The organism is Pseudomonas sp. FP1762, assembly GCF_030687105.1.
Taxonomy (GTDB): domain Bacteria; phylum Pseudomonadota; class Gammaproteobacteria; order Pseudomonadales; family Pseudomonadaceae; genus Aquipseudomonas; species Aquipseudomonas siliginis.
In genome coordinates, this window is sequence record NZ_CP117458.1 from 2679473 (window position 1) to 2698907 (window position 19435).

Below are 19435 nucleotides of genomic sequence, written 5' to 3' on the forward strand. Positions count from 1 at the left end.
AAAGGGCATACCGATGAAAACACTGGCCAAACTCCCCGTCACCATCGTCACCGGTTTCCTCGGTTCGGGCAAAACCACGCTGCTGCGGCACATGCTTGACAACGCTCAGGGCCGGCGCATCGCGGTGATCGTCAATGAGTTTGGCGAGTTGGGCATCGACGGTGAAATCCTCAAGCAATGCACCATCGGCTGCACCGAAGAAGAGGCCACCGGCCGCGTTTATGAGCTGGCCAACGGCTGCCTGTGCTGCACCGTGCAGGAAGAATTCTTCCCGGTAATGCGCGAACTGGTTGCCCGTCGCGGCGATCTCGACCACATCCTTATTGAAACCTCGGGCCTGGCCCTGCCAAAACCGCTGGTGCAAGCCTTCCAGTGGCCGGAAATCCGTAGCGCCTGCACCGTTGACGCGGTGATCACCGTGGTCGACAGCCCGGCCGTCGCTGCTGGCACCTTCGCAGCGTTCCCGGATCAGGTCGATGCCCAGCGCAAACTCGATCCGAACCTTGATCACGAGTCGCCGCTGCACGAATTGTTCGCTGATCAACTGGCCAGTGCTGACCTGGTCATCCTCAACAAAGCCGACCAGACCAGCGCGGAAGATCTGGCTCGGGTGCGCGCTGAAGTCGCCGAAGAGCTGCCGCCAGCGGTAAAAATCATCGAAGCCAGCAACGGCCGCCTGCCGCTCGACGTGCTGATCGGTCTCGGTGCCGGCTCCGAGGAGCACATCGACAGCCGCCACAGTCACCACGATCACCACCATGACGGTGATGACGACGATCACGATCACGACGCCTTCGATTCGATCTCAATCGAACTGCCGCAAGCTGACGAGAGCCTGCTGCTCGATGCGCTGACGCAACTGGTGGTGCAGCACGGCATCCTGCGGGTAAAAGGCTTCGCGGCGATTCCGCACAAGCCGATGCGCCTGTTGATCCAGGGCGTGGGCACGCGTTTCGACAAGCATTTCGACCGCCAGTGGGGCGCCGAAGAAGCGCGCGTCACGCGTCTGGTGCTGATCGGTCAGGAGCTCGATGCCGCGCAACTCGAAGCGCAGTTGCGCGCTGCGCTCAGCGTTTAAGCCATGCACCTGCTCAGGACTCAGCCCGGCGGATTCGTCTCGGACGACAACATTGCCGACCTCGGACAAACCCCCGCCGAGCTGGTAATCCTGTGCAGCGGCGATTCCAGCCTGGCGCTGCTCGCCGAGGCTGCGCAGCAATTGCCCGATGATTATCCGAGCCTGCGCCTGGCCAATCCGATGCAGGTGCAGAATCATTCCTCGGTCGACCTGTATGTCGACGAAGTGCTGCGCCACGCCAAGGTCATCCTGATCTCCCTGCATGGCGGCATTGCCTATTGGCGCTACGGTGTCGAGCGGCTGGTCGAGTTGTCCGAGCGCGGCGTGCAACTGATTCTGGTGCCCGGCGATGACCGCCCGGACCCCGAGCTCAGTGACTTGAGCACGGTCAGCGCCGAAATGCGCGATCGACTCTGGCAATTCCTGCGTCAAGGCGGCATGGGCAATGCGCTGGATTTCTTCCGCTGCTTGGGCAACCAATGGTTTGCCCGGGATTATTCGTGGGGCGAGCCGCAAACCCTGCCGCGCACGGCGATTTATCACCCACAGAAAAACAGCGCTGCCCTGAGTGACTGGCAAGCCGAATGGCTGCATGGTCAACCCGTGGCGGCGCTGTTGTTTTATCGCTCGCATTTGCAGGCGGCGAACACGGCGTTCATCGATGTGTTCTGTCAGCGTTTGCAGGCAGCCGGGCTCAATCCGCTGCCGATCGCAGTGGCCAGTCTGAAAGAACCAGGTTGTCTGTCGGTGGTCGAGGACTGGCTGGATGAAGTCGAGGCGGGGGTGATTCTCAACACCACCGGTTTTGCCCAGTCCAGCCCCGAAGCGCCGCATCTGCGCCCGTTTCGCCGCAACATCCCGGTGATTCAAGCCATCTGCGCTCAGGACAACGAACCCGGCTGGCGCGACAGCGAACAGGGCCTCGGGCCGCGTGATCTGGCGATGCACATTGCTTTGCCGGAGCTTGACGGGCGCATCATCAGCCGCCCGATCAGCTTCAAGGATCTGGCCTGGCGCAGCGAGCGCAGCCAGTCCGATGTGGTCTGCTACCGCGCCCAGCCCGAACGCATGGAATTCGTCGCCGAACTGGCGCGGCGCTGGGTATCTTTGGCACGCGTGCCGAACGGCGAAAAACGCATCGCGTTGATCCTTGCCAACTACCCGACCCGCGACGGCCGCATCGGCAATGGCGTAGGCCTCGATACGCCGGCGGCGGCGCTGAATATCCTCCGCGCATTGCGTGCCGAAGGTTATCCGATCACGGCCGAGTTGCCCGCCAGCGGCACCGAACTGATCCAGCAACTGCTCGGCGGCGTCAGCAACGACCTCGATAGTCTCGACTTGCGCCCGTGCCAGCAGAGCCTGGCGATGGACGATTACCTGGCAATGTTCAACGCGTTGCCGGAGGCGAATCGCGCGGCGGTAGTCGAGCGTTGGGGGGCGCCGCAAAACGATCCGATGTGCCGCGACGGTCGCCTGATGATCGCCGGTCTGCGTTTCGGTCTGACCTTTGTCGGCATCCAGCCGGCCCGGGGTTATCAGGTCGATCCGAGCGCGGTGTACCACGACCCGGATCTGGTGCCGCCGCACGGCTATCTGGCGTTCTATTTCTGGTTGCGCAACACCTACGGCGCCCACGGCGTGATCCACGTCGGCAAGCATGGCAATCTCGAATGGCTGCCGGGCAAGGGCGTTGGGCTATCGGAAAACTGCTGGCCGGATGCGTTGCTCGGCCCGCTGCCAAATATCTATCCGTTTATCGTCAACGATCCGGGCGAGGGCGCTCAGGCCAAACGGCGCACGCAGGCGGTGATCATCGACCACCTGATGCCACCGCTCACCCGCGCCGAAACCTACGGGCCGCTGCGCAATCTGGAGCTGCTGGCCGACGAATATTACGAGGCGCAACTGCTCGATCCGCGCCGTGCCCGCGAGTTGCAACGCGACATTCTGCAACTGGTGCGGGACACGCAGATCGACCGCGAATTGCAACTGGATGCCGCGCTGGACAGCGATGCCGATGCGGCGATCTGGTTGCCGCGTCTGGACACTTATCTGTGCGATTTGAAGGAATCGCAGATTCGCGATGGGTTGCACATTTTTGGCGAATCGCCGAGCGGGCGCTTGCGTATCAACACCTTGCTGGCGTTGCTGCGCATCCCGCGCGGTGACGGCAAGGGCGCGCAGTCGAGTCTGCTGCGAGCACTGGCCAAAGCGTTTGATCTTGGTTTTGATCCGCTGGATTGCGCGTTGGCCGATGCCTGGAGCGGCCCGCGTCCGACCGAGTTGCAGGCCATCAGCGAAGAAGTCTGGCGCACCGCCGGCGACACCCGCGAACGCCTCGAATTGTTTGCCGCAGATCTGATCTGCCAAGCACTGAATGTCCCCTGTGGGAGCGAGCCTGCTCGCGAAAGCGGTGCGTCAGGTAAATCATTGTTGAATGACACACCGAGTTCGCGAGCAGGCTCGCTCCCACAAGGGGCGGGGTGGGCTGAGGTTGATTCGATACTCGAGCATCTGCGCGAAGTCGTCGCCCCACGCCTCGATGCTTGCGGCCCGGCCGAAATACGCGGTCTGCTTGACGCCCTCAGCGGTCGTTTCGTCCCCGCCGGCCCCAGCGGCGCGCCCAGCCGTGGCCGCCTCGACGTGTTGCCCACCGGGCGCAACTTTTACTCGGTCGACGTGCGCAATCTGCCCACGACTACCGCGTGGCGCATCGGATTCCAGTCGGCAACGCTGATTCTCGAACGACACTTGCAGGATCACGGCGATCACTTGCGCCAGCTCGGCCTGTCGGTCTGGGGCACCGCAACCATGCGCACCGGCGGCGATGACATCGCTCAGGCCATGGCGTTGATGGGCGTGCGTCCGGTCTGGGCCACGGGCAGTCAGCGCGTGGATGATTTCGAGATTCTGCCGCTGAGTCTGCTCGATCGTCCGCGGGTCGACGTGACGCTGCGGGTTTCGGGGTTTTTCCGTGATGCGTTTGCCAATCTCATCCGCCTGTTCGACGCCGCCGTGCAAGCGGTGGCCGCGCTGGACGAGCCGGACGATTTGAATCCACTCGCCGCCAAGGTGCGCGCCGAACGCCAGGCGCTGTTGCAGTCGGGCGTCGATGAAGACACCGCGCGGCGTCAGGCCGGGTGGCGCATCTTCGGCGCAAAACCGGGAGCGTACGGCGCCGGGGTGCAAGGCGCCATCGACGGGCGTTTGTGGCAGAGCCGCGAAGACCTCGCCGAGGTTTACCTGAACTGGGGCGCCTACGCTTACGGCGGCGCCGACGAGGGCACGGCTGCCCGCGAGCAGTTCAGCCAGCGCCTGAGCCAGGTACAGGCAGTTCTGCAGAACCAGGACAACCGCGAGCATGACTTGCTCGATTCCAACGATTACTACCAGTTCCAGGGCGGCATGCTCGCGGCGGTGGAGACTCTGCGCGGCGAAGCGGCGGCCAGCTATCACGGCGATCACAGCCAGCCGGATCTGCCGAAGATTCGTACCTTAAAGGAAGAATTGAACCGCGTGGTGCGCTCGCGCGCGGCGAATCCGAAGTGGATCGACGGAATCAAGCGTCACGGCTACAAAGGCGCGTTCGAACTGGCGGCGACGGTTGATAATCTGTTCGCCTTCGATGCGACGACGCAGTTGATCGACGACCATCAGTACGCGTTGCTGGCGGAGGCATATTTGCTCGATCCGGCGACCCGGGATTTTGTTCGTGAGCATAATCCCCATGCGCTGCGCGACATGACCGAACGCATGCTCGAAGCGCAGCAGCGCGGGATGTGGCAGGAGCCGGGGGCTTATAAAGAAGCGCTGGAGAATTTGCTGTTGGATATCGAGGAAGATATGTAGCCGCTAAAAAGCTACCCTCACCCCAGCCCTCTCCCGGAGGGAGAAGTGGCCGATTTTTAGCGCTGTCGAAATTTGCGTCGACCCGATGCATCACGTCGACAGAACTCGAGAGGCCATCACGGTCTGTTCCCTCTCCCTCTGGGAGAGGCTAGGGTGAGGGCAACAACTGACACACCACAACGTCACGACCATCCACGACCACGAAAGAGAAACCCATGACCGACACCCCGCATTTCCCGCTCTCCGCCGTGGTCGGCGCCGATGACTTGAAACTCGCCCTGTGCCTGACCGCCATCGACCCGAAAATCGGCGGCGTACTTATAGAAGGCCCGCGCGGCATGGCCAAGTCGACCCTGGCCCGGGGCCTGGCGGACCTGCTCGCCAGCGGCCAATTTGTCACGTTGCCATTGGGCGCAACTGAAGAGCGCCTGGTCGGCACCCTCGATCTCGACGCTGCCCTGAGCGGCGCTCGCGCGCAGTTTTCGCCCGGTGTCCTGGCCAAGGCTGACGGTGGCGTGCTGTACGTCGATGAAGTCAATCTGCTGCCCGATCATCTGGTCGACCTGCTGCTCGATGTCGCCGCCAGCGGCACCAACCTGATCGAACGTGACGGCATCTCCCATCGACATTCGGCGAAATTCGTCCTGATCGGCACCATGAACCCGGAAGAGGGCGAACTGCGGCCACAACTGCTTGACCGCTTCGGCTTGAACGTTGCCCTCAGTGGCCACACCGCGCCCGCCGAACGTGGACAGATCATTCGCCGGCGGCTGGATTTCGACAGCGATCCACAAGGGTTCTGCGCGCAGTGGGCGAGCGAGCAACACATCCTGCGTTCGCGCTGTGAAAGCGCCCGCGAGCGCTTGGCAGCCATCCCGCTGGATGATGCGGCATTGGCGTTGATTACCGAGCGTTGTTTCGCCGCCGGCGTCGATGGCTTGCGCGCTGATCTGGTCTGGTTGCGCGCGGCTCGCGCCCATGCGGCGTGGCGTGGGGCCGATGCGATTGCTGAAGAGGATATCGACGCGGTGGCCGAATTTGCCCTGCGCCATCGCCGTCGCGAACAACCTTCATCCAGCGCCCAATCACAAGCGCAATCTCCGTCAGGCACAGACAGCAAATCCGGCGAAGGCCAGGGCCAGTGGGGCGAGATGCCGGCAACGGCGCAAGCCACCGGTGCCCGCCGCGAAGTTCCGAGCTGGCCGCCACAGGCAAAAAAGCCCTAGGCATTCGCCCCCGATCCGACGCGGGGGCGAATGCCAAACCCCGTGCCGGACAACTCGACAATGGTCGTCAGGGCCAACGCCAGAGCGCCAGCAGCGGTTCGGTGAACTGGCCGGGCACGCTGCTCAACGGCCGCCCTCAGCGCCGCGCCGATTTGCTGTTTCAACAGCGCACCCGCTCACCCCATGAAATCTGGCTGGTGATCGTCGACGCGTCGGCTTCGACCCGTCGCCATCAGGCCTTGAGCGATGCCAAGGGCCTGCTCGCTCAGTTGTTCGACGATGCTTACCGCCAGCGGGCGCGGCTGGCGTTGCTGACCGCCAGTGGTTCTGCGCCGAAATGGCAGGTGCAAGGCTTGAAGGCCTCAAGCGGCCTGAGCACCTGGCTTGATGGTCTGGGCGCTGGTGGCGGCACGCCGTTGCTCGCGGCGCTGGAGCAGGCGCAGCAATGGCTGACGGTTAGACGCAAGCGCTTTCCCGCCGAACAGCAACGCTGCCTGATCGTGACCGATGGTCGCTTGAAAGAGCTGTCGGGGTTGCCGGTGCTGGCGTGCCCGGGATTGCTGATCGACATCGAACGCGGGCCGATTCGACTGGGCCGGGCGAAGGAACTGGCGACCGCGCTGCAAGCGCAGTATCAGCATATCGATGAGCTGGGTCTACGCTGAAATCCGCCGCACCGCTCGCACCCTGTGGGAGCGAGCCTGCTCGCGAAGGCTTTTTCGGCAACGCTGAAAATCTTCGGTTACATTGATTCATACAGATCTTGAAATGATTTACCGCTGTGGAGCGGACCAGTCGACCCTGTACGCTCGAAGGCCATTTTTCATTCAGGATCTACATGAACACCCTCTCGGAGCCTCCCAGTCAGCATTCTCCAGCGCAATATTGCGCGGTCTTGATCCATTCGCAGCATCCCGTCTTCCGACTCCCGACTATGGTTGATAACGCGGCCCTTGAGCCTTCGCGTTGCACTTCGCCGTGTCCGGCCGCCTGAATTCACTGTAGAGAGATCGAGACGTTTTATGGAATGGTTAGCGGATCCCACGGCCTGGTTAGGCCTGTTGACTCTGATCGTGCTGGAACTGGTACTGGGTATCGACAACCTGGTGTTCATCGCAATTCTTGCCGACAAACTGCCGCCGCATCAGCGTGATCGCGCGCGCATCATCGGGTTGTCGTTGGCGTTGATCATGCGCCTGGGCCTGTTGGCGAGCATTTCCTGGCTGGTTACGCTCACGCAACCGTTGTTCGAGGTGTTCGACAAGAGCTTCTCCGGTCGTGATCTGATCATGCTGTTCGGTGGCGTGTTCCTGCTGTTCAAAGCGACGATGGAGTTGCATGAACGCCTCGAAGGCCACGTCGGCGAGCGCTCGACCAACACGACCTACGCGCTGTTCTGGCCGATCGTGGCGCAGATCGTGGTGCTTGACGCGGTGTTCTCGCTCGACGCGGTGATTACCGCCGTGGGCATGGTCGATGAACTGGCGGTGATGATGATCGCCGTGATCATTTCCATCGGCCTGATGATCGTCGCCAGCAAGCCGCTGACCCGCTTCGTCAACGCGCACCCGACCGTGATCATGCTGTGCCTGGGCTTCCTGATGATGATCGGTTTTGCCCTGACCGCCGAAGGTCTGGGCTTCCATATCCCGAAAGGTTACCTGTACGCGGCCATCGGTTTCTCGATCCTGATTGAGGTGTTCAACCAGATCGCCCGGGCTCGGCGCAAACGTTCGATGCAGGGCGTGCGGCCGATGCGTGAGCGCACGGCACATGCGGTGATGCGTCTGCTCGGCGGGCGCAAGCTGGCGGCGGAGGAGGTTGGCGAGGAAATCTCCGACTTGCTGGACAACGGTGAAGCGCCGGTGGCCGAGCTGTTCGACCGTCGTGAGCGGGTGATGATCAGCGGTGTGCTGCAACTGGCGGAACGGCCGATTCGCAACCTGATGACGGTGCGCGCCGACGTTGACCTGATTGATCTTGCGGATGACGCCGAAACCATTCGCACGAAGTTGATGCATTCGTCCTACTCGCGCTTGCCGCTGATTCGCGATGGCGCGGTGGACGAGCCGCTGGGCTTCGTACACAAGAAGGAACTGCTCAAGGAATATCTGGCGGGCAACGAGCCGAACCTGGAGCATCTGGCTCGCAAGACCGTCAATCTGCTCGACAGTTACTCAATCCTCAATGCCCTGGAGCAGATGCGCGCGGCCTCGACCCACATCGCTTTCGTGGTCAACGAGTTTGGCGATTTCGTCGGCGTATTGACCATGACCGACATCCTCGAATCGATCGCTGGCGAACTACCCGATGCCAGCGAAATCGAAGGCCCGGACGTGGTCGAAGAGCGTGGCGGGTTTCTGGTCAGCGGCGCGCTGCCCTTGGCTCGCGTTCGCCAGCGTACCGGCTTCGATGCCGAGCCGACGGAGGACTATCAGACCATGGCCGGGTTGGTGATGAGTCTGCTGGATCGCTTGCCGATGACCGGCGATCAACTGGAATACGAGGGCTGGCAACTGACTGTCAAAGCGGTGGAAGAGCGGCGGGTGACGCGGGTGTTGCTGGAGCGCGCTGCCGCGTAATACTTGCGTTTTCTAAAAGCTGTGCCGGCCTTTTTGCGAGCGGGCTAGCTGCCACATTGCAACGCGGTTCAATGTGGCAGCTAGCCTGCTCGCGAAGGCAATTTGGCAGGCACTCCATACCTCTGAGGAGGCTCGTTCAGTACATCCTCCGTAGTCGCCCATGTGGGACGGTACGCAAAGTACGAAGTGTCTGACGCAGCCAAGGCAGATCATGCTTCCGTTTACGCGCGGCAAAGCGGGCTTTGGTCTTGCCGATGTGCACGGCGAAATCCTGTGCGAGGGTTTCTTCAGTGCCGATACCTTTGAGTTTTTTCAGCAGCCTGCCGTTTTTATAGAACAGCACGGTTGGCGTGCCCGTGACATTCGGGTGCTTGGGCGATTGGCTGGTGTTGAGCATATAGATGTTGGCGCGCAGTCGGTAAGGCTCGGCAATCTGCCGAAAGATCGGCCCCGCCCATTCGCAGGCGGGGCAGTGTTCATTGGCGAAATAAAGAATGACCGGACGCCAGGTTTTCAGGGCTTTGCGGTAAACCGGGGCCAGCGCGGAAGTTGTGTTGGTGACGTTCATCGAAGGGTCCTTTTCAACGAGCGGATAGGTTGCTTGACGTTAAAGGAGTAGGCATGTCGGGGTCTACTGTCAGAAATTACAGGTGGACTGCGTAACCACGAGAAGTGCTGTCGTCACGGTGATAGCCGTCGCGAAACGGCAGGGTGGTGATGTCTACAGGCAGGCGCTAAAGCGCTGATACCGGGTTTTGCTCAACTGTCACCCTGATTCGCACCACAACGGCGCGATCTGACCCAAGTTGGGAACGCATTACCCCTTTCCTGGCTTTGTCAGGTGTTTCCTTCGCTCCTGGTCGGGCCAAACCCTTTGGTCCACGAAACATATCTTGTTGATTCCAAAAGCGTTCAACGCAGTTACAGATTTCGCGAGATTCCTGTGGCACACTTTCTGCTGTCTATTCCGTAGTAACAAACCGTGTTCCGGTATAGCGGAATAAACACAATTCTGGAGTGCTTACCATGCGTCGCCATCCTTCGTTGTTCCAAGCGTGTGTTTTTGTCCTTGCGGCTTCTTCCTCGGTCATGGGTCTGGCCCAGGCGGCCGACAGCAAGCTCGACAGTGTTCTCGCCCGTGGCAAGTTGATCGTGGGCACCGGCAGCACCAATGCGCCGTGGCACTTTCAGGGCGCGGACGGCAAGTTGCAGGGTTTTGATATCGACATCGCCAGGATGGTGGCTAAGGGACTGTTCAACGACCCGAGTAAAGTCGAGTTCGTGGTGCAGTCGTCCGATGCGCGGATTCCCAATCTGCTGACCGACAAGGTCGACATGAGCTGCCAGTTCATCACCGTCACCGCCAGCCGTGCCCAGCAAGTGGCATTCACTCTGCCGTACTACCGCGAAGGCGTCGGCCTGCTGTTGCCGAACAACAGCAAGTACAAGGAAATCGAAGACCTGCAAGGGGCAGGCGATGACGTTACCGTTGCGGTGCTGCAAAACGTCTACGCCGAAGAATTGGTGCATCAGGCATTGCCCAAGGCCAAGGTCGATCAGTACGACAGCGTCGACCTGATGTATCAGGCAGTGAACTCTGGCCGTGCCGATGCCGCCGCAACCGATCAGTCGTCGGTCAAATACCTGATGGTGCAGAACCCGGGCCGCTACCGCAGCCCAAGCTACGCCTGGAGCCCGCAAACCTACGCGTGTGCGGTGAAACGCGGCGATCAGGACTGGCTGAACTTCGTCAACACCGCGCTGCATGAGGCCATGACCGGGGTTGAGTTCCCGACCTACGCCGCCTCCTTCAAGCAATGGTTCGGTGTCGATCTGCCGTCGCCCGCGATCGGTTTCCCAGTCGAATTCAAATGATCCCGTGAGAGTGGGGCGATTTCAGTCGCCCCGCTCAAGGTACTGCTGACCATGAATTATCAGTTGAACTTTGCCGCCGTGTGGCGCGATTTCGACACCTTGCTGGCAGGGCTCGGGCTGGGCTTGCAGCTGGCGCTGGTGTCGATCGCCATCGGCTGCGTGATCGGCCTGCTGATGGCGTTTGCATTGCTCTCCAAACATCGCGCCTTGCGGGTGCTGGCCTCGGTGTACGTCACGGTGGTGCGCAACACGCCAATCCTGGTGTTGATTCTGTTGATCTACTTCGCACTGCCCAGCCTTGGCATTCGTCTGGACAAGATTCCTTCGTTCATCATCACGCTGTCGCTGTATGCCGGCGCGTACCTGACCGAAGTCTTCCGTGGCGGCTTGTTGAGCATTCCCAAAGGCCAGCGCGAAGCCGGGCTGGCAATCGGTCTCGGTGAATGGCAGGTCAAGGCTTACGTCACCGTGCCGGTGATGCTGCGCAATGTGCTGCCGGCGCTGTCGAACAACTTCATTTCGCTGTTCAAGGACACCTCGCTGGCGGCTGCGATTGCGGTGCCGGAGCTGACCTATTACGCGCGCAAGATCAACGTCGAGAGCTACCGGGTGATCGAAACCTGGCTGGTGACCACGGCGTTGTATGTCGCGGCCTGTTACCTCATTGCCATGCTGCTGCGTTACCTCGAGCAGCGTCTGGCGATCCGCCGATAGGAGGCTGCGATGTACCAATCCCCCAGTTGGTTGCATGAATTGTGGCTCGCGCGCGAGCCTTTGTGGCAGGGCTTTCTGACCAGTGTGCAGGTCTCGGCGCTGGCCATCGTCTTGGGCACCATGCTCGGCGTGGTTGCCGGCCTGGTCCTGACTTACGGCAGATTCTGGATGCGCGCGCCGTTTCGGCTGTACGTCGATCTGATTCGCGGCACGCCGGTGTTTGTATTGGTGCTGGCCTGCTTTTATATGGCGCCGGCGCTCGGTTGGCAGATCAGCGCGTTTCAGGCCGGAGCCTTGGGCCTGACGCTGTTCTGCGGCTCGCACGTCGCCGAAATCGTCCGTGGCGCCTTGCAAGCCCTGCCGCGCGGGCAGATGGAGGCGGGCAAAGCCATCGGTCTGACGTTCTACCAATCCCTCGGCTACGTACTGTTGCCTCAGGCGCTGCGGCAGATTTTGCCGACCTGGGTCAACTCGTCCACCGAAATCGTCAAGGCTTCGACCTTGCTCTCGGTGATCGGCGTCGCCGAATTGCTGCTCAGCACGCAACAGATCATCGCCCGAAACTTCATGACCCTGGAGTTCTACCTGTTCGCCGGTTTTCTGTTCTTCGTCATCAACTACGGCATCGAATTACTCGGCCGGCACATTGAAAAGCGGGTGGCCTTGCCATGACTCAAGCTCAAGTTGCTTCACAGAATCAGGCGCTGCTGGATATTCGCGGTCTGCACAAACAGTACGGCGCGGTGGAAGTGCTCAAGGGTGTCGACCTGAGCATGCAGCGTGGCAACGTCGTTACGCTGATCGGCTCCAGTGGCTCGGGCAAGACCACGCTGCTGCGTTGCGTGAACATGCTCGAAGAGTTTCAGGGCGGGCAGATTCTGCTCGACGGCGAATCCATCGGCTATGACGAGGTCAACGGTAAACGCGTACGTCACCCGGAAAAGGTCATTGCTCGCCATCGCGCGATGACCGGCATGGCGTTCCAGCAATTCAACCTGTTTCCGCACCTGACCGCCTTGCAGAACGTCACCTTGGGCCTGCTCAAGGTGAAGAAAATGCACAAGGACGAAGCCGTGGTGCTTGCCGAAAAATGGCTGGAGCGCGTTGGCCTGCTGGAGCGGCGCAATCACTTTCCCGGTCAGTTGTCCGGTGGCCAGCAACAGCGCGTGGCGATTGCCCGAGCGATTGCGATGAACCCCAGCCTGATGCTCTTCGATGAGGTCACTTCGGCCCTCGATCCGGAGCTGGTCGGTGAGGTGCTCAACGTGATCAAGGGGCTGGCCGAGGACGGCATGACCATGTTGCTGGTGACCCACGAAATGCGTTTCGCCTTCGAGGTCTCGGACAAGATCGTTTTCATGAATCAAGGGCGGATCGAAGAGCAGGGACCTCCCAAGGAACTGTTCGAACGCCCGCAATCGCCGCGTCTGGCGGAATTTCTCAAAAGCACGCGGTTTTGAATCTGCACTTTTGCAATCAGGAGAAACACCCATGAGCATTACGCGTTACGGCACCGGCAGCACCGCCGCCGGCGGCCAGCCTCGTCCATTCGCCCGCGCTGTTGAAGCGGATGGTTGGCTGCATGTGTCCGGCCAGGTACCGGCGGTGGATGGCGAGATCATCGTCGGCGGCATCGTCGAACAGACCCACCAGACCATGAAGAACCTGATCGCCATTCTCGAAGAGGCTGGCTATGGCCTCGAGGACGTGGTCCGCGCTGGCGTCTGGCTGGACGATCCACGGGATTTCAGCAGTTTCAACAAGGTCTTCGCCGAGTATTTCAAACCCGAACACGCCCCGGCGCGGGCCTGCGTGCAGGCGAGCATGATGGTTGATTGCAAGGTTGAGATCGACTGCATTGCCTACAAGAAGAAGGCCTGAAACAAGTGCAGCCCTCTTCGCGAGCAGGCTCGCTCCCACATTTGGAATGCGTTTTCCTGTGGGAGCGAGCCTGCTCGCGAAAGCGATGTAACAGGCGACACTGGACTCTCGGTAAACTCCCGGCGACTTTGAATGGAAACCACTGACATGACCGAAGACACCATCAAGCGCCGGGCACGTGGTCTGGACCGGGCGTTCGATATCCTCGATTTTCTCAAGGAAATCGGCCAGCCCTTACGCCCCAACGACATCGCCAACGGCATCGGCGGCCCGAAATCCACGGTCTACGAGCTGGTCGCATCCTTGCTGGAACGGCGGATTCTGGAACCGGTGGGCAAGGACGGCCACGTCTATCTCGGCCGCCAGTTGTACTTCCTCGGCCAAGCGCATCTGCGCCATTTCGACCTCAGCCGCGAAGCCGATCACGCCTTGCAGGAGATCGTCAGCCAGACCCGCGAAACCGCGCAGATGTGCCTGCTCAACGGGCGCAAATACACGGTGGCGTTGATGAAGGAGGGCGAGCGGCATTTCCGCATTTCCTCCGATATTGGCGAAAACACGCCGATCCCGTGGACCGCCTCCGGGCGCCTGCTGCTCGCGCACTTGAGCGATCAGCAGATCATCGACCTGATCGACGAGGACGACTACATCCTGCCCGACGGCGAACGCCTGCCGCTGGAACGCTTTCTGGCGGAGATTCGTCAGGCTGGCCTCGATGGCTTCTTCTCCTTCGACAGCGTCGCCGACACGTTCACCCATTGCTTCGCCGCGCCGGTGAAAGACCCGCAAGGCGTGGCCATTTGCACGTTGTGCATCGTCGCCCCACGCGCCGATGCAAAAAACAATTACAACGACTATCGCCGGGTGCTGATCGAGAGCGCCAACAGCCTCGCCCGGCGGATCAACGAATAACCGCGGCTGCCTGCGGCCGCGACTGTGAGGACTGGACCATGACCACTGCCATCAACTCTGCCGTAGAAAAAGGTGACGCCACCCTCGGCGCGCAATTGACCCGCGACGTCAGCCTGCCAGCGCTGGTGCTGCACCGCGAGGCGCTGGAGCACAACGTTCGCTGGATGCAGAAATTTGTCAGCGACAGCGGCGCCGAACTTGCGCCTCACGGCAAAACCAGCATGACTCCGGCATTGTTCAAGCGTCAGCTCGACGCCGGCGCCTGGGGCATCACCCTCGCCAGCGCTACCCAGACCCGCGCCGCTTATGCTCACGGCGTACGTCGGGTGTTGATGGCCAATCAATTGGTCGGCACGCCGAACATGGCGTTGATTGCCGATCTGCTCGCCGATCCGACGTTCGATTTCTATTGCATGGTCGATCACCCGGACAACGTCGCCGACCTCGGGGCTTACTTCGCTTCCCGTGGGGTCAGGCTCAACGTGATGATCGAATATGGCGTGGTTGGCGGGCGCTGCGGGTGCCGCAGCGAGCAGGAAGTCATCGAGCTGGCCAAGGCCATCGATGCGCAACCGGCGCTGGCGCTGACCGGCATTGAAGGTTACGAAGGCGTGATTCATGGCGATCATGCGGTCAGTGGCATTCGCCAGTTCGCCGCGTCGCTGGTGCGCCTGGCGGTGCAGCTGCAGGACAGCGGCGCTTTCGCCATTGCCAAACCGATCATCACCGCATCGGGTTCAGCCTGGTATGACCTGATCGCCGAATCCTTCGAAACCCAGAACGCCGCTGGCCGCTTCCTCAGTGTGTTGCGCCCGGGCAGTTACGTGGCCCACGACCATGGTATCTACAAAGAGGCGCAGTGCTGCGTGCTCGACCGTCGCAGCGATCTGCACGAAGGCCTGCGCCCGGCGCTGGAAGTCTGGGCTCATGTTCAGTCGCTGCCGGAACCGGGTTTCGCGGTGATCGCCTTGGGCAAGCGCGACGTCGCATTCGACGCCGGTTTGCCGGTGCCGTTGTTGCGCTACAAGGCCGGTGTGGTGCCGGCGACAGGTGATGATATCGGTGCGTGCAAGGTCACGGCGGTGATGGATCAGCATGCGTTCATGACCGTGGCGCCGGGTGTAGAACTGCGGGTCGGCGACATCATTTCCTTTGGTACTTCGCATCCATGCCTGACGTTTGACAAATGGCGTGTTGGGTTGCTGGTGGATGAGCAGTTGGCGGTCATCGAGACCATGGAGACTTGCTTCTAAGGCTTGAGATTGCGTTGCGGCGGCTATTTCGCGAGCAGGCTCGCTCCCACAGAGGACGCATTTGAATGTGGGAGCGAGCCTGCTCGCGAAGACGCCCGCTTAGCCACCACTGAACCACCCGAGATCCCACCCGATGAAAATCCTCCGCAACACCCCGCGCATCGCCCTGATCGGCGAATGCATGATCGAACTGCAACAACGTGCCGACGGCAGTCTGCAGCAAAGCTTCGGTGGCGATACCCTCAATACGGCCGTGTACCTGTCCCGCGCGCTGGGCGACAAGGCGCAAGTCGACTACGTCACCGCGCTGGGCGATGACAGTTTCAGTGACGCAATGTGCCAGATCTGGCGCAGCGAAGGCATCGGCCTCGATCTGGTGCAGCGCTTGCCCGGTCGGCTTCCCGGTTTGTATTGCATACAGACCGACGCCAACGGCGAGCGGCGCTTTCTGTACTGGCGCAACGAAGCGGCGGTACGCGATTGCTTCACTACCCCTGCGGCCGAGCCGATTCTCGCGGCCTTGCCGGACTACGACGTGCTGTATTTCAGCGGAATCACCCTCGCCGTACTTGGCATGCAAGGCCGTGCCCGCCTGATCAAGACGTTGAGCGAAGCCCGGCAGCGCGATGCGCGCATCGTGTTTGACAATAACTACCGTCCACGCTTGTGGGCTTCTGTGGAAGAGGCGCGGGCGGCGTATCGCAGCGTCTTGCCTTATGTCGATCTGGCGTTGCTCACCGTGGATGACGAACAGGCGTTGTTCGGGTTTGCCGATTGCGCTGAGGTGTTTGCGACGTATGCGCAGATTGGCACGCCAGAAGTGGTGCTCAAGCGTGGCGCCGAGGCGTGCCTGATTCGTTGTCAGGGGGAGGCGTTTGAGGTGCCGGCGCAAAAGGTCGACAAGGTTGTCGACACCACGGCGGCGGGGGATTCGTTCAGTGCGGCATATCTGGCCCGGCGCTTGCTCGGCGGCAGCCCGGCAGAGGCGGCCCAAGCGGGACATGAATTGGCCAGTCAGGTGATACAGGTGCCAGGGGCGCTGATCCCCAGGTAGTCAGAGAATGGCCGCTTGCTGCGCAATCGGTTCGCGAGCAGGCTCGCTCCCACAATGAAAACCCGGTCGAAATGTGGGAGCGAGCCTGCTCGCGAAGAAGCCCGGCAGCCAGCCGATCAATCCCGATAAAACACCTGCACCAGGTGATAACCAAACTTGCTCTTGATCGGTCCATGCACGGTGCGCAGTGGTTTCTTGAAAATCACCGCATCAATCACGCCGACCATCTGTCCTGGACGTACTTCGCCCAGATCACCGCCGCGTTTGCCGGACGGGCAGGTGGAAAACTTCTTCGCCAGCACATCGAATGCTTCGCCCTTGGCGATGCGCTGTTTGAGTTGTTCGGCCTCTTCGGCGGTTTTCACCAGAATGTGGCGGGCTTGGGCTTTCATCGTGCAATACCTGATAACGGGGTGACAGCGGGGCGCGCGATTATGCCTCAAGTCACGGGGTCGGGTTGCTCAACTTGCGAATCTTGCTCGCCAACACTTCCAGGACAAAAGGCTTGGCGACCATGTCCATGCCCTCTTCAAGAAAGCCCTGGCGCTCGGCAGCAATCTGCGCGTAACCGGTCATGAACAGCACTTTAAGGCCGGGACGATGCTGGCGCGCAATTTCCGCCAACTGGCGACCGTTCATGCCGGGCAGCCCGACATCGGTGACCAGCAGATCGACACGTTGCGCGGACTCGAACAAGGGCAGGGCGATTTTGGCGTTTGCCGCTTCGAAGGTTTTATAGCCCAGCTCCCTCAGCAGATCGAGCACCAGCATGCGCACTGCCGCGTCATCCTCGACCACGATTGCGGTTTCGCCAGAAGATGAAGCAGCAATCGGTTCGGCTTTCTTCACAGATGAGGTTTCCGGCGTCGGCTCAAGCAAGCGCGGCAAGTACAGGCGCACGCAAGTACCTTGCCCCGGCACGCTGTCGAGGCTGACGTGACCACCGGATTGCTGGGCGAAACCGTAGATCATCGACAGCCCGAGCCCGGTGCCCTGGCCGATCGGCTTGGTGGTGAAGAACGGATCGAACGCTTTGGAGCGAATTGACGGAGTCATGCCGGTGCCGTTATCGCTGACCGCGAGCATGACGTATTCCCCGGCCTTGACCGGTTCGAGAATGGTGATGTCGCTGCTGTCGAGGTAAACGTTGGCAGTCTGGATCAGCAACGTGCCGCCTTCGGGCATCGCGTCGCGGGCGTTGATCACCAGATTGAGCAAGGCATTTTCCAGCTGGCTGACGTCGGTGCTCACCGGCCAAACGTCTTCGGGCAGGCGCAGTTGCAGATCGATCGGATCGCCTTTGGTACGGCGGATCAGATCTTCCAGCGAGTGCACCAGCTCATTGACGTTCAGTTGCTTGCGGTCCAGCGACTGGCGCCGCGAGAACGCCAGCAAGCGATGCGTGAGCGCCGCCGCGCGATTGGCCGATGACACGGCCGCTTCGGTAAAACGGCCGATCTCGTCGGCACGACCATTGGCGATGTAGCGCTGCATCAAGTCCAGACTGCCGATAATGCCGGTGAGCATGTTGTTGAAGTCGTGGGCGATGCCACCCGTGAGCTGGCCGACGGCTTCCATCTTCTGCGCGTGGCGCAAGGCATCTTCGGCGCGCTCGCGTTCGAACATCTCGTTCTGCAAACGCTCGTTGGCCTGAGCCAGTTGCTCGGTGCGCGCGCTGACCCGCTCTTCGAGGGTCTCGTTGAGATTACGCAAGGCTTCTTCGGTTTTCTTGCGCTCGGTCTCGTCGATTACAAAGATGTAGAAGCCGTTCACTGCACCGTCTGCGCCATGTCGCGGCAGATAATTCATAAGGGCATGACGGATGCTGCCATCGCGGTGCGGTGTGTAGAAACTGAAGGAACAGGCGCGCCCGGCCAGCGCTTCGGCGATGTACGGTGCACGCAGGAAATACGCCTCTTCGCCGATGACTTCGCGAATCTTGCGCCCGTACAACTCTTGCGGTGTGAGGCCGTACCAGTCGAGATACGCTGCGTTGTTCAAGCGAAAACGTTCTTCGGCGTCGACATAGCTGATCAGGATCGGCATGGCGTTGATGATCAACTGCAATTCGGTCTGGCTCTGACGCAGCGCTTGTTCGGTGTGTTTGCGTTCGGTCAGGTCCAGTGCCGCGCCGAGAAAGCGCATCGGCCGACCATGATGATCCTTGTAGCAACGCCCCCGCGCGAACACCCAGCGCAGCGTGCCATCGGCCTGCAACAAGCGATATTCCTCAGCGTACTCGGTGCCGTGGGTGATGCAGTGCTTGATGCCGCGCGCAACCATTGCGCGGTCTTCGGGGTGCACCCCGTGCATATATTCGCTGATCGGCAACTGCCCGGCCTTGCTCGGATCAACGCCATGCAGTTCGGCAAAATGCGCATCGGCAATGAATCGGTCTTCGCCAATGTCCCAGTCCCACGTACCGACGGCGTCGGCGGCGGCGAGGGCCAGTTGCAGACGCTCTTCGGACTGGCGCTGAGCCTTGAGGCTTTCCTCGGAACGGCGCTGCAATTCCAGGGCAATGCGGCGGCGTTCGTTGGTCTCAATGGCAGTGATCAGAATGCCGGCGACCTGTGCGGTTTCATCGCGAATCGGGCTGTAGGTCAGGTCCAGCCAGAAATCGGTTTTTTTGCCGTCCCGCTGTACGCTGAAACGCTGCTCGCTGAAGCTGCGCACCTGACCCTGCAGCACCGCTTGGTAGATCGGCTCGGCAAAATCCCGCACTTCCGGCCAGATCTCATGCGTTGGCTGGCCGAAGGCTTCGGGATGCTTGCTGCCGGCGAGCAGGGCAAAGCCATTGTTGTAGATCTGCGTGAGTTGCGGCCCCCACAACAGCAGCATCGGCATCGGCGAATGAATCACGATGTCCACCGCCGTGCGCAGACTCTGCGGCCAGCTGCCGGCGGCGCCCAGCGGACTGCGGCTCCAGTCGGTGCGGGCGATCAGGGCCTGGGCGTCATCGGTGGTGGGTACAGCATTCATGTTTCAATCCTGAGCGTGGTTCGGTG

General features: G+C 61.1%; 16 protein-coding genes. 13 read left to right on the forward strand and 3 right to left on the reverse strand.

Features of this window, described 5'->3' with window-relative positions:
- Positions 1-13: 13 nt before the first annotated feature.
- The 5 genes from cobW (at position 14) to PSH90_RS11870 (ending at position 8738) form a co-directional block, all read left to right on the forward strand.
- Positions 14-1078: a cobalamin biosynthesis protein CobW gene (cobW, locus tag PSH90_RS11850; RefSeq protein ID WP_305382855.1), complete on the forward strand. Its 1065-nt coding sequence runs from the start codon at positions 14-16 to the stop codon at positions 1076-1078.
- A gap of 3 nt (positions 1079-1081) precedes the next feature.
- Complete coding sequence (cobN, locus tag PSH90_RS11855; protein WP_305382856.1) at positions 1082-4930, forward strand: cobaltochelatase subunit CobN; 3849 nt, start codon at positions 1082-1084, stop codon at positions 4928-4930.
- A 215-nt stretch (positions 4931-5145) separates the two neighbouring features.
- Positions 5146-6156 carry an ATP-binding protein gene (locus tag PSH90_RS11860; RefSeq protein WP_252883707.1) on the forward strand — a complete coding sequence of 337 codons (1011 nt, stop codon included), beginning with the start codon at positions 5146-5148 and terminating at the stop codon, positions 6154-6156.
- Positions 6129-6821 (forward strand): VWA domain-containing protein, encoded by a 693-nt coding sequence (locus tag PSH90_RS11865; protein WP_305383126.1) that lies wholly within the window; start codon positions 6129-6131, stop codon positions 6819-6821. The genes PSH90_RS11860 and PSH90_RS11865 overlap by 28 nt, the downstream gene beginning before the upstream one ends.
- Before the next feature lie 357 nt (positions 6822-7178).
- Entirely contained in the window at positions 7179-8738 is a 1560-nt protein-coding gene (locus tag PSH90_RS11870) for a TerC family protein (protein ID WP_041478708.1), read from the forward strand.
- 136 nt (positions 8739-8874) lie between these two features.
- Here the strand turns inward: PSH90_RS11870 and PSH90_RS11875 are convergent, their stop codons facing one another.
- Positions 8875-9306, reverse strand: a complete 432-nt coding sequence (locus PSH90_RS11875) for a co-chaperone YbbN (protein ID WP_305382857.1) — start codon at positions 9304-9306, stop codon at positions 8875-8877.
- A gap of 458 nt (positions 9307-9764) precedes the next feature.
- Between PSH90_RS11875 and PSH90_RS11880 the strand changes: the two genes are divergently transcribed.
- The 8 genes from PSH90_RS11880 to PSH90_RS11915 all read left to right on the forward strand — a co-directional run bounded on the left by PSH90_RS11880 (position 9765) and on the right by PSH90_RS11915 (position 16427).
- On the forward strand, positions 9765-10613 hold the full coding sequence (locus tag PSH90_RS11880; RefSeq protein ID WP_305382858.1) for a transporter substrate-binding domain-containing protein: 849 nt from the start codon (positions 9765-9767) through the stop codon (positions 10611-10613).
- A gap of 51 nt (positions 10614-10664) precedes the next feature.
- Positions 10665-11327, forward strand: coding sequence for an amino acid ABC transporter permease (locus PSH90_RS11885; protein ID WP_024012746.1), 663 nt, complete (start codon positions 10665-10667; stop codon positions 11325-11327).
- Positions 11328-11336: 9 nt separating this feature from the next.
- Positions 11337-11999 carry an amino acid ABC transporter permease gene (locus tag PSH90_RS11890; protein ID WP_041478712.1) on the forward strand — a complete coding sequence of 221 codons (663 nt, stop codon included), beginning with the start codon at positions 11337-11339 and terminating at the stop codon, positions 11997-11999.
- Positions 11996-12787: an amino acid ABC transporter ATP-binding protein gene (locus PSH90_RS11895; RefSeq protein ID WP_041478713.1), complete on the forward strand. Its 792-nt coding sequence runs from the start codon at positions 11996-11998 to the stop codon at positions 12785-12787. Before PSH90_RS11890 ends, PSH90_RS11895 begins: the two co-directional genes overlap by 4 nt.
- A 31-nt stretch (positions 12788-12818) precedes the next feature.
- A complete protein-coding gene (locus tag PSH90_RS11900; RefSeq protein ID WP_016774497.1) occupies positions 12819-13208 on the forward strand; it encodes a RidA family protein in 390 nt (129 codons plus the stop codon).
- Between the two features lie 147 nt (positions 13209-13355).
- Positions 13356-14120 (forward strand): IclR family transcriptional regulator, encoded by a 765-nt coding sequence (locus PSH90_RS11905; RefSeq protein WP_305383127.1) that lies wholly within the window; start codon positions 13356-13358, stop codon positions 14118-14120.
- A gap of 38 nt (positions 14121-14158) precedes the next feature.
- On the forward strand, positions 14159-15373 hold the full coding sequence (locus PSH90_RS11910; RefSeq protein ID WP_305382859.1) for an amino acid deaminase: 1215 nt from the start codon (positions 14159-14161) through the stop codon (positions 15371-15373).
- Between the two features lie 133 nt (positions 15374-15506).
- A complete protein-coding gene (locus PSH90_RS11915) occupies positions 15507-16427 on the forward strand; it encodes a sugar kinase (protein ID WP_150635519.1) in 921 nt (306 codons plus the stop codon).
- A 116-nt stretch (positions 16428-16543) separates the two neighbouring features.
- Here PSH90_RS11915 and PSH90_RS11920 read toward each other — a convergent pair whose 3' ends face one another.
- Both PSH90_RS11920 and PSH90_RS11925 read right to left on the reverse strand, forming a co-directional pair.
- The gene (locus PSH90_RS11920; RefSeq protein WP_221729640.1) at positions 16544-16819 is read right to left on the reverse strand and encodes a peptidylprolyl isomerase; all 276 of its coding nucleotides are present in this window, start codon (positions 16817-16819) and stop codon (positions 16544-16546) included.
- 52 nt (positions 16820-16871) lie between these two features.
- Entirely contained in the window at positions 16872-19409 is a 2538-nt protein-coding gene (locus PSH90_RS11925) for a PAS domain-containing sensor histidine kinase (RefSeq protein ID WP_305382861.1), read from the reverse strand.
- Positions 19410-19435 lie beyond the last annotated feature (26 nt).

Excerpts from the sequence above, each read along its gene's own strand:
- cobW (WP_305382855.1), top strand. The coding sequence starts at position 14 with ATGAAAACACTGGCCAAACTCCCCGTCACCATCGTCACCGGTTTCCTC.
- cobN (WP_305382856.1), top strand. The coding sequence starts at position 1,082 with ATGCACCTGCTCAGGACTCAGCCCGGCGGATTCGTCTCGGACGACAAC.
- PSH90_RS11860 (WP_252883707.1), top strand. The coding sequence starts at position 5,146 with ATGACCGACACCCCGCATTTCCCGCTCTCCGCCGTGGTCGGCGCCGAT.
- PSH90_RS11870 (WP_041478708.1), top strand. The coding sequence starts at position 7,179 with ATGGAATGGTTAGCGGATCCCACGGCCTGGTTAGGCCTGTTGACTCTG.
- PSH90_RS11875 (WP_305382857.1), bottom strand. The coding sequence starts at position 9,306 with ATGAACGTCACCAACACAACTTCCGCGCTGGCCCCGGTTTACCGCAAA.
- PSH90_RS11880 (WP_305382858.1), top strand. The coding sequence starts at position 9,765 with ATGCGTCGCCATCCTTCGTTGTTCCAAGCGTGTGTTTTTGTCCTTGCG.
- PSH90_RS11885 (WP_024012746.1), top strand. The coding sequence starts at position 10,665 with ATGAATTATCAGTTGAACTTTGCCGCCGTGTGGCGCGATTTCGACACC.
- PSH90_RS11890 (WP_041478712.1), top strand. The coding sequence starts at position 11,337 with ATGTACCAATCCCCCAGTTGGTTGCATGAATTGTGGCTCGCGCGCGAG.
- PSH90_RS11895 (WP_041478713.1), top strand. The coding sequence starts at position 11,996 with ATGACTCAAGCTCAAGTTGCTTCACAGAATCAGGCGCTGCTGGATATT.
- PSH90_RS11900 (WP_016774497.1), top strand. The coding sequence starts at position 12,819 with ATGAGCATTACGCGTTACGGCACCGGCAGCACCGCCGCCGGCGGCCAG.
- PSH90_RS11905 (WP_305383127.1), top strand. The coding sequence starts at position 13,356 with ATGACCGAAGACACCATCAAGCGCCGGGCACGTGGTCTGGACCGGGCG.
- PSH90_RS11910 (WP_305382859.1), top strand. The coding sequence starts at position 14,159 with ATGACCACTGCCATCAACTCTGCCGTAGAAAAAGGTGACGCCACCCTC.
- PSH90_RS11915 (WP_150635519.1), top strand. The coding sequence starts at position 15,507 with ATGAAAATCCTCCGCAACACCCCGCGCATCGCCCTGATCGGCGAATGC.
- PSH90_RS11920 (WP_221729640.1), bottom strand. The coding sequence starts at position 16,819 with ATGAAAGCCCAAGCCCGCCACATTCTGGTGAAAACCGCCGAAGAGGCC.
- PSH90_RS11925 (WP_305382861.1), bottom strand. The coding sequence starts at position 19,409 with ATGAATGCTGTACCCACCACCGATGACGCCCAGGCCCTGATCGCCCGC.